The sequence below is a fragment of the Paenibacillus sp. P4_E11 genome, assembly GCF_056401635.1.
The window spans coordinates 1-6,610 of the sequence record NZ_JBFUIX010000165.1; the positions used below are offsets into that span (position 1 = coordinate 1).

A 6,610-nucleotide genomic window follows, 5' to 3' on the forward strand; every position below is an offset into this window, starting at 1 on the left:
ATATTGAAGAGGGTACGCTTCGAATCGTTCAAACGCTGAGTCATGATGGTAAGGAACTAACAGCTGGGGCCAAGTCACAATCAGGAAATCGAGTTATATCGATCGATGCCAAAACAGTGACCGAACTGAAGAAGCATAAGAAGAGAATCGCTGCGGAAAAGCTGGGAGCAGTTGAATACACCGATCTGGATCTGGTTTTGCCCACATCGATTGGGACACCACTAACACCTAGAAATCTAATGAGGAGCTTCTACAGGTTGATAGTTAATGCCAAAGTAACTAAAATCGGTTTTCATGATCTTAGACATTCGCACGCCACACTTCTCCTGAAGCAAGGAGCACATCCGAAAATAGTTAGTGAGCGGCTAGGCCATGCAGGGATTAGAACGACACTCGACATTTATTCGCACGTTTTACCAGATATGCAGAAAGATGCAGCTACTACATTTGGGAAAATGTTTTATAAATAAACGATAGTTCTCCCCCCTCACTCAATGCCCACATTGACCACATTTTTGACCACATAAGTAATTTCACACACCATATTTAATAGTATTTATCGCACAGAATTTGGTTAAAATCGGACATAAAATACCCAAAAACACCAAAAAAACACCCCTCTCTTAATTGACAGGGTAGGGGTCAGAGGTTCGAGCCCTCTACAGATCATCAGCAAGAACCCTTGTTTACCAAGGGTTCTTTTGTTTTTGAAATGAGTTTTCCGTTCTAATAATTCGTTATTGGGGGCAAATTGGGGGCTGATTCGAAAATTCCTAACTCACTAAAAGAATAGTAGACATGATGAACTTTATTTCGAATCTCTCTGGAATATCATTGCTGATCTTTCTGACCATCTCCTTTCGTTTGATGATACACCGTATTTCTACTGACTCCCAATCTTGCCGCTATGTCTGAGAAAGGTTTATGAGAACAAGTATCGTCATCGTCATAATCCAACCGAATTGTCCTGGTATGCTGGTCTACTTTTGTAATAATTCCGGTGACGGTCCTATCTAGTCCCCAAACAAAACAAAGACCTGATTACTCCGGGCTGCTAACGTTTTTATTGTGTAATGGGGTAATAATGGCCTTGTAGGCTTGCGATAAATGAACACCGATCTCCGATCGCATGATCTCGCGCGTCATGCCAAATCGATTTTCATAGCCACGGCAAATGTATCGTGTATAGACAATATCATCGTGTGACTCGTCTGACAATACCTTAATGTCATGTTGCTTTAGTTCCCTCCTGACACGGTACAACTCGCCGCTAACCTCATCCATCACCTTAATTATAAATTGCTCCATGATCTGGTGAAGCATTATCCTGGACCGCTTCAGGTCATCAAGGCTTTTTTGTAGCATTGTTAACGTGTGAGGTAGTAGGACATATTCCCGGATTAGCTTTATTTCGTCTGTTGTCACACCTTTCGAGATCTTATTGTCCCGATTTTGGTACTGCTCCTGATGCTCGGTCAGAAGCATTTTTGTACCCCATCGCCCATTACCATCCAACTTACTCATTTGTAATGTCCCCCGATCTGTGCTGCACGCTCACGTGCTACTCCTGCTGTTGTTAACGATGATGCTCGCATAATCGACGCGTCGCCATATCGGTCTTTGATCGTGTCCAAAGCCCGCTCCAACTGATACTTGGATTCACGATCATCAAAGAGTGTCAGTTGGTACGTGCTATCATCCGACAGCTGCGTCAGAGCAATGAATACCCGGCTGATTGGCAGACCGGACCAATACTGCTCAAATAGTTTGAGCGCAGCTGCAGCAACCTCGTGTGTCAAAGATGTCGGCAACTGCAGGGTTAGCTGGCGGTTAAACCCCGAGCTGCGCTCCCCATCCGTCTCCACGACCCCGACGGATATGACACGACCTTGATACCCAAGTCTTCGCGCCCGCCGGCATACCTCTACAACTAGTTCCAGCAGCACAACCTCGATATCCTCTTTATTGCGATAAAGATTAAATCTAAGAGCCTTGCCGTGGCTGACCGATTTTAAGGCCCCGCGTATGCTCGCGACGACTGGACTTGGATCGATGCCCCGCGCTGTCTGCCAATAATACTCCGCTTGTATGTCACTTTGCTTGCCCATGCGATGTCTCATACGTCGCTTAAACTCGCCAAGCTCCAAGCGTGCGAGATCGCCTATAGTTTGGATGCCCATCCTGTAAAAGTGTGYTGTCATACGGTTTGCCACCATAAACATTTGATGGATCGGCAGCGGCCACAGGTCCGTTTCGATGTTTGTGTTGTCGAGTCTATAAATCCCATCAGGCCGCTTTTTCGAAAAGTTGTCGGTCGCCGTCTTGGCAAGGATTTTGGTCGGTCCTATGCCAACCCTTGACCAAACCCCAGTGGACAGCATGATCTGTGATTGGAGCGACCGAGCTATCTCATCTGCTGATCCAAATAATCTAATCGAGCCCGTTACATCCAAAAACTGCTCGTCAATTGAGTACGGCTCGACCTGGTCTGTGACAGTCTCAAATATCTCTGAGATCAGTCGCGATATCGTAATATAGCGCTGCATCCTTGGACGGATGACAACGAGGTCCGGACATTTCACTTTCGCCTCAAAGATTCGCTCAGCGGTTGTGACGCCGCGGGACTTGGCGATCGGGCAAGCAGCCAGAATGATACCGCTGCGACGCTCGGGATCGCCGACGGCGACCGGTTTATCACGGTACTCCGGATGCGCCGCTTTTTCGATACTTGCATAAAAGGATTGCCCGTCGATCAATAATATTGTGCGTTCACGAGGCATTACGGTTCACCAACCTGTAGGCCAGTATTCGTTCGGCTGCAAGTAACCGAGAGGCCTTCTTATCGATGTCGTAACCGATCACCTTGACACCATCAGCACTTTTGATTCGGACTCTCCGTTGCGTAATTTGACCGTCTAAGTCCTGATAAATTATTACGACCATCCGCCCAACTAGCTTCTCAATGGACATGGCCCGCCTCCTCACGAGAACGTTTGTTCTCTTATCTTAATACGAACAATTGTTCCCGTGCAACACTTAATTTATACCACTTGTCCAAAATATGATTACAATTATACTTGACTTAAAGGAGGAGATCGGTATGTGTGGTCGGTATTTTCGGGTGATCACCAATTTCAATTTACATACATATGTTATTAGAGTGTTTGCCCCTCTCAACTGTTAGTCGGTTCATTGAACCGGCTATTTTTTATTGTTCGTTACAATTTTGTTGTTTTCTAGCTATCGAGCTAACTGACAGGTTTATGCAGCTGTTTACGGTTGAGCAGTTTATTCCGCATCCATACCCCTTTTCCCTTGAGCTGCAGTTGAGTGACATTTATCATTTCGATATATTTGCCATATTTGCGCATTTGCCAGGTACCATTTACCCTTACACAATCGGTGACCCCCTCATATATTACCTTATCTTTATTAAAAGGAGGGGAAGACAAATGGGATCTGTAGGTGGCGTTGGATTTTCTTGCGGAGGATTTTCTAGCATCGGGATTATCCTTGTGCTCTTTATTTTGTTAGTTATTATTTTGCGCGGTGTATTCATCTAATGCGGCTCTTAGGACGCTAATTCCAATACATTGCCTTCTCGCTTTGGACTATCCCATGATTAGTCTCCTTATAGCCGGTTTAATGAACCGGCTATTTTTTATTTGGGATCAAAAGCGGGAACAACAATACACGCGTTTACATGCCAAAAAACATATTTCTACACATAGGCCCCCAGTTTTCTCCCATATATCCCGTTCTTCCCTCTAAGTTGACGAAACACGGTAGAACGGTATACATGATACCCCGAGTTGCATTAGCTTTAAATGTCATGACGAATCTCATTTTTGAATTGTCAGAAGGTCTAATCATCGCCATTTGAGGGCTAATCGCATTTTCCATTGTAAGAGCTTCTTTCATTCCTACACTGGCAATATCAGCAGGCATATTCCTATTACTTCTGATCCAGTAGTTAGGATGGGGCATCATCTGTCTGTTGATATAGTACGCCTGAACTTCACGACCCATTAGATTTCCTCCCGATTAATTTGGATGGTCAATATCCTATTAATGTACGGGGTTCAACTAAAAATGCTTAGGCATTTAACCCTATTTTTTATAAAATAAAAGCCCACCAGCCGAAACTAATGGGGTATACCTAAACAATGACTCTACAAACACAGGACTCCTCATGAGTCCTTTTCTTGTCCAGTTCCGCATTTTAACTTTGGCGCGGATCCGAGGCTCGACGTAAACGTGATCCCGGTCCTCTAAAAAAAGGCTGATCACTAACCCAAAGCATATTCCCGTAATAACTCCAGCTGCCTTAACAGAACCTGTTGCTTGGAACGCGAGATAAACTCCTGATCGGTTACACGGTCTGCATATAGTTTTTCCCCTCTATCTACGAACACTTGATATTCATATTGTTCCATCGAGTTTTTATACAAGAAATGATGGTTTCGCCCTGCATATTTGTCCAGACCTTTCCTCGGAATCAATCATAGAATATATTAATTCGAATGAGAGGGTGATAGAATTGGCAAACACAGATGTAAGGCTCCAACTTTTCTCCGGCTTTAATTTTACAAATCGGAGGATTGTTCTTAGACGTGGAGGTGTAGCAATTCGAGATATGGGGGCTTTTCGTTTTGATAACGTCCTTTCCAGTTTCCGTCTAAGAAATGTTTCAACTACAGATTCTGTGACACTGGTTTTGTTTTCACGAATTAACTTCCAGGGGTCCATACGCGTATTTCGCGGAAGCCAAAATGTTTCAAATTTAGGTAATTTCAACAATATAACTTCTTCCTTAATTTTAGTAGGACGCAACCTTACAAATTCCCAGATTGCTCAGATCCAAAGTACCGGTGTCCCTCCTCGTGATATTTTGGTCATCAGACAATAACAGATTGGTGAACTAGGCACAGGGATGTGCCTTTTTTTCTTATAAAGGTAGGAACGATGACCTCGAAGTCATCAAATATTTAACTTCTCCAGAAGTGCAAATGCGTATTCGAAGGAAGGCGCGATGACGGTCCTGAATGACGATAACATCATCGCAGGCGACTCCACGTCTGCCAGCTATACACCGGATCGAGAGCCGCTCACCGGTTGGGGGCAAGTTATCGACCGGTATTTCCAGCCGGAGAGTACCGTTAGGAATGAAGCCGTCAGCGGCAGCAGTTCTATGAGCTTCCGAGAGGCTGCGAGTGGGGGCGGAACGTTCCCGAGAGCTGTTTAACTGGTTGGAGCCGGGAGAACATCCCGCTTATCCAGATCGGGTCTTGCATAGTTTCCATCGTCAAAGCCTGGTCAGATCACATGGCGCACTGCCCGTACAGCCAGTATATTTGGTATGCGAAATATCCGCGGTGCTTTTCTGTGAAGACAATACGCTTTAACGACACCATCAGAGACAGATCGGATCTCAATATACCGCTGGGTGATCGAATTGTCGCTTCCCAAGTAAATAATCTCAACAACAGTCCCGATTTTCTTACTCAGCTCCCTCTCCATTACGATCGCCTCCGAACAAATAAGAACGTTTGTTCCTATTATAACCGGAACAAACGTTCTTATTCAAGATGGTTCTTTGTATAATCTTTATTTACGGCTAAGCTTCTTATTTAATTCCCATTTGTGATTTATTCATCATCTTATCAGCTTGAAACAAAAGAATGGCATTAGCGCCAATGCTACCTTCACCCTCAAATTGGTAGACCACGGTATGAATCTCGAGCCCTGTACCACCTTTTTTGCCGGATTCCGACATGACTGTACCAGGACCACCAATAATATCAATTGCCTGCGCATATGTAATACCAGATTCAAGCTTATCGAATTCAGCTTTGCTCATCGATGGCTTGTTTTTGGCTTCAGGCTTAGGTGTTTCTGTAGGCTTAGGGGTGGCTGTCGGGGCAGTTGTTGGAGCAGTTGTTGGAGCCGCAGGCGCTGTACCTGATGGAGCAACCGAGGCGTTTGGAGTACTTGAAGCGGTCTTAGTCTCTCCCCCACCTCCACATGCAGTTGTCGCTCCAACTAGTAAGGCAGTCATAATGACCCCGTAAGAGCATTTCTTTAACAAGGACTTCGTATTCCCTTTCATTGTTCACATCTCCTAGATTAGATTAGAAAACAATTCCAATTATACTCTTTCATCATAAATGCTGGAAGTGAATTCAATAAAAAAGAGCCCAGTTCACAAGACTGGACTCCGCTTCTACTCATATAAAGCATCCTTCAGCTTACTGGACATCCCGCTAGTTTTCTGAGCAGCCGATTTCACCAGCGCTTGTCGAAGACGCTTGTTCTCTTCCAACAGCAACTCGGCTTCCTGCATGAGCTCTTTCAGGAGGCGACTGGTAGGCTCATCACATGTCCCTACTGCCACTTCAATCTTACTCTTGAGCGCTTGGATACGGTCTACAGTCATATATTCAACTACCCTGTCACTTTCGCTTGCTTGTCCGTGTGCCACTCGATTTCCTGAATAAAGTCTGCCACTGCCTGCTGCAGTCTTGGAGCAATCTCATCATCCAGAATGGCTTGCCCTTGTTCTCCCCACGTGACCTGCTTGTCTAATATGAATACCCCTTGCAAAATATTC

The 6,610-nt window shown here is 44.9% G+C and carries 10 protein-coding genes; 3 read left to right on the forward strand and 7 right to left on the reverse strand.

Annotation, left to right across the window (positions count from 1 at the left end; genetic code table 11):
* Window positions 1–470: tyrosine-type recombinase/integrase (locus AC1DWB_RS30050; protein WP_477544776.1), on the forward strand; the 470-nt coding region annotated here is incomplete at its 5' end.
* A gap of 571 nt (window positions 471–1,041) precedes the next feature.
* On the opposite strand, the gene AC1DWB_RS30055 is transcribed toward AC1DWB_RS30050, so the two are convergent.
* From AC1DWB_RS30055 to AC1DWB_RS30065, 3 genes are read right to left on the reverse strand one after another with little or no spacing between them, the layout of a single operon-like run.
* Complete coding sequence (locus AC1DWB_RS30055) at window positions 1,042–1,524, reverse strand: YhjD family protein (protein ID WP_477544777.1); 483 nt, start codon at window positions 1,522–1,524, stop codon at window positions 1,042–1,044.
* A complete protein-coding gene (locus AC1DWB_RS30060) occupies window positions 1,521–2,780 on the reverse strand; it encodes a DNA polymerase IV (RefSeq protein WP_477544778.1) in 1,260 nt (419 codons plus the stop codon). Before AC1DWB_RS30060 ends, AC1DWB_RS30055 begins: the two co-directional genes overlap by 4 nt.
* A complete protein-coding gene (locus AC1DWB_RS30065) occupies window positions 2,770–2,970 on the reverse strand; it encodes a hypothetical protein (protein ID WP_477544779.1) in 201 nt (66 codons plus the stop codon). Before AC1DWB_RS30065 ends, AC1DWB_RS30060 begins: the two co-directional genes overlap by 11 nt.
* Window positions 2,971–3,452: 482 nt before the next feature.
* Between AC1DWB_RS30065 and AC1DWB_RS30070 the strand changes: the two genes are divergently transcribed.
* Window positions 3,453–3,563, forward strand: a complete 111-nt coding sequence (locus tag AC1DWB_RS30070) for a sporulation protein YjcZ (RefSeq protein ID WP_477544780.1) — start codon at window positions 3,453–3,455, stop codon at window positions 3,561–3,563.
* Between the two features lie 136 nt (window positions 3,564–3,699).
* Here the strand turns inward: AC1DWB_RS30070 and AC1DWB_RS30075 are convergent, their stop codons facing one another.
* Window positions 3,700–4,029 (reverse strand): hypothetical protein, encoded by a 330-nt coding sequence (locus AC1DWB_RS30075; protein WP_477544781.1) that lies wholly within the window; start codon window positions 4,027–4,029, stop codon window positions 3,700–3,702.
* A 1,003-nt stretch (window positions 4,030–5,032) separates the two neighbouring features.
* On the opposite strand from AC1DWB_RS30075, the gene AC1DWB_RS30080 reads away from it, so the two are divergent.
* A complete protein-coding gene (locus tag AC1DWB_RS30080; RefSeq protein WP_477544782.1) occupies window positions 5,033–5,245 on the forward strand; it encodes a hypothetical protein in 213 nt (70 codons plus the stop codon).
* 71 nt (window positions 5,246–5,316) lie between these two features.
* Here the strand turns inward: AC1DWB_RS30080 and AC1DWB_RS30085 are convergent, their stop codons facing one another.
* The 3 genes from AC1DWB_RS30085 to AC1DWB_RS30095 all read right to left on the reverse strand — a co-directional run bounded on the left by AC1DWB_RS30085 (window position 5,317) and on the right by AC1DWB_RS30095 (window position 6,436).
* Window positions 5,317–5,520, reverse strand: a complete 204-nt coding sequence (locus AC1DWB_RS30085; RefSeq protein ID WP_477544783.1) for a hypothetical protein — start codon at window positions 5,518–5,520, stop codon at window positions 5,317–5,319.
* A 106-nt stretch (window positions 5,521–5,626) separates the two neighbouring features.
* On the reverse strand, window positions 5,627–6,109 hold the full coding sequence (locus tag AC1DWB_RS30090) for a DUF3862 domain-containing protein (protein ID WP_477544784.1): 483 nt from the start codon (window positions 6,107–6,109) through the stop codon (window positions 5,627–5,629).
* 114 nt (window positions 6,110–6,223) lie between these two features.
* Window positions 6,224–6,436, reverse strand: a complete 213-nt coding sequence (locus tag AC1DWB_RS30095) for a Ni2+-binding GTPase (RefSeq protein ID WP_477544785.1) — start codon at window positions 6,434–6,436, stop codon at window positions 6,224–6,226.
* Between the last annotated feature and the right edge of the window lie 174 nt (window positions 6,437–6,610).

What these genes read in the sequence shown, in the direction of transcription:
- AC1DWB_RS30090 (WP_477544784.1), bottom strand. Translation starts at nt 6,109, where the DNA reads ATGAAAGGGAATACGAAGTCCTTGTTAAAGAAATGCTCTTACGGGGTC.
- AC1DWB_RS30065 (WP_477544779.1), bottom strand. Translation starts at nt 2,970, where the DNA reads ATGTCCATTGAGAAGCTAGTTGGGCGGATGGTCGTAATAATTTATCAG.
- AC1DWB_RS30075 (WP_477544781.1), bottom strand. Translation starts at nt 4,029, where the DNA reads ATGGGTCGTGAAGTTCAGGCGTACTATATCAACAGACAGATGATGCCC.
- AC1DWB_RS30070 (WP_477544780.1), top strand. Translation starts at nt 3,453, where the DNA reads ATGGGATCTGTAGGTGGCGTTGGATTTTCTTGCGGAGGATTTTCTAGC.
- AC1DWB_RS30080 (WP_477544782.1), top strand. Translation starts at nt 5,033, where the DNA reads ATGACGGTCCTGAATGACGATAACATCATCGCAGGCGACTCCACGTCT.
- AC1DWB_RS30085 (WP_477544783.1), bottom strand. Translation starts at nt 5,520, where the DNA reads ATGGAGAGGGAGCTGAGTAAGAAAATCGGGACTGTTGTTGAGATTATT.
- AC1DWB_RS30095 (WP_477544785.1), bottom strand. Translation starts at nt 6,436, where the DNA reads ATGACTGTAGACCGTATCCAAGCGCTCAAGAGTAAGATTGAAGTGGCA.
- AC1DWB_RS30055 (WP_477544777.1), bottom strand. Translation starts at nt 1,524, where the DNA reads ATGAGTAAGTTGGATGGTAATGGGCGATGGGGTACAAAAATGCTTCTG.